Genomic DNA, 1,543 nt, shown 5'->3' on the forward strand with positions numbered 1-1,543 from the left:
CGCGTCCGCCGAGTCGAGGGGGTCGCCGCGGTCAGCGGCGCCGCGTCCGCCGCCCGCTTCTCGATCCCCGCGTAGGCGCGGCCGGACGGCGAGCTGGAGTAGGTGGAGGGCGTCATGCCGGTGGGCGCGGCCGCCCCCGACGACCCGGTGCCCTGATCGCCGCTCCGGGTCCGGGTGTCGTGCGTCCCGACGACCAGCGCCGCGACCCCGACCAGGAGCAGCAGCACGAGCCCGACCGCCCACCCGAAGTACGTCCGGGCGCTGGGGCCGCGCCTGCCGTTCGGCCGCCCCGCCCCTCCCGGCCCGGCCGGGTGGGAGGCGCTCTCACCGGCGCGGCCCCCGCGCAAACGATCCCCTCTCGGGTGGTCGCCCGGCGGACGATCGCCACGCCGCCGGTTCCCCTGCGGATGGTCGCCCCGGGGGCGGTCATCTCGCGGACGGTCACCGCGCGGGTGGTCGCCACCCGGGTGATCACCGCGCGGGCCGCCGCCTCGCGGGCGGTCGCCGCGGGGCGGACGTCCCTGAGGCTGGGCTTCGGCCCGGGCCGAGGCGCGGGACCGGGCGGCGGGGCGGTTCATGGCTTCGCGTTGTTCCCGGCCATCTCCAGACGGCCCCAGACGAAGTCGGCGGGCTTCTCCACCGCGAGGCTGAGATCCACCAGCTCGGAGAGGTTCGCGGGCTGCGCGCCGCCGGCCCGCTGCACCCACGACACGACCACGAAGTGGCCGTAGGTGTGCGCGTAGGCGGCGCTGAACCCGCTGTGGAAGGCGGTCGCGCCGTCCGGGTTGAGCGCCCGGACGAAGCCCGCGTTGGTCGCCGGGTCCAGGTCGCGGACGACCTGCTGCGCGCCGTCCTGGCTCGCCAGGTTCAGCACCGCGAACTGGCCGACGTGCTGCTTGTCCTGGCTCACGTACGCGCCGCGCGCGACCTGCGAGCACTGGAACTTCGCCAGGTCGTCCTGGAGCCGCGGGCCCCAGGTCGCCTGCTTGCAGTCGGCGGTCAGGTTCGTCCCGGCGAGCGTGAAGGAGTACTTCTTGTAGGACACCGTCTTGACGTCCGAGGGGAAGACCTCGCCCTCGGTGACCGGCCGCGCGTCGCGCTGCCGGTCGGCGAGCCGGGCCATCTCCTTCTCGGGGGCCCACGGGGTGAAGGCGGTCGGGAGCAGCTGCTGCGCCGCCGGCGCGGCCCCGCCGGACTTCTTGTCCCCGCCGGACACCAGCACGACGCCGACCACGGCCGCGACCGCCACGGCCAGGGCGACCGCGCCGCCGATGAGGATCTTCGGGTTCAGCCCCTTCTGCCCCTTGCCGTCCCCCTGGGGGTCGGCCGGCCAGAAATCCCGTCCGCCGGTCTTGGTGCCGGACGGAGATCCGGAGGGGGACGGTCCCGGGGATGCGCCTGAGTCACGAGCCTCGATCACAGTGCGGGAGCCTATCGTTCCAGCCGCCCACGCGCGCACAAAAGGGCGTTTCCGGTCGCTACACCCCGCCCCGGCGCGGCACCCGGCACAGCAGCGGGCGCAGCACCGGGCCCGGCACCGGGC

2 protein-coding genes are annotated in these 1,543 nt (G+C 75.6%); both read right to left on the reverse strand.

The features are described 5' to 3' along the window. Nucleotides 1–227 (reverse strand): hypothetical protein (locus tag AB0J52_RS39970; protein WP_500188374.1); only part of this gene is annotated, 227 nt, incomplete at its 3' end. Between the two features lie 347 nt (nt 228–574). Next, the gene (locus tag AB0J52_RS39975; protein WP_500188376.1) at nt 575–1,420 is read right to left on the reverse strand and encodes a hypothetical protein; all 846 of its coding nucleotides are present in this window, start codon (nt 1,418–1,420) and stop codon (nt 575–577) included. Between the last annotated feature and the right edge of the window lie 123 nt (nt 1,421–1,543).

This window comes from Spirillospora sp. NPDC049652 (genome assembly GCF_040675125.1).
Taxonomy (GTDB): Bacteria; Actinomycetota; Actinomycetes; order Streptosporangiales; family Streptosporangiaceae; genus Spirillospora.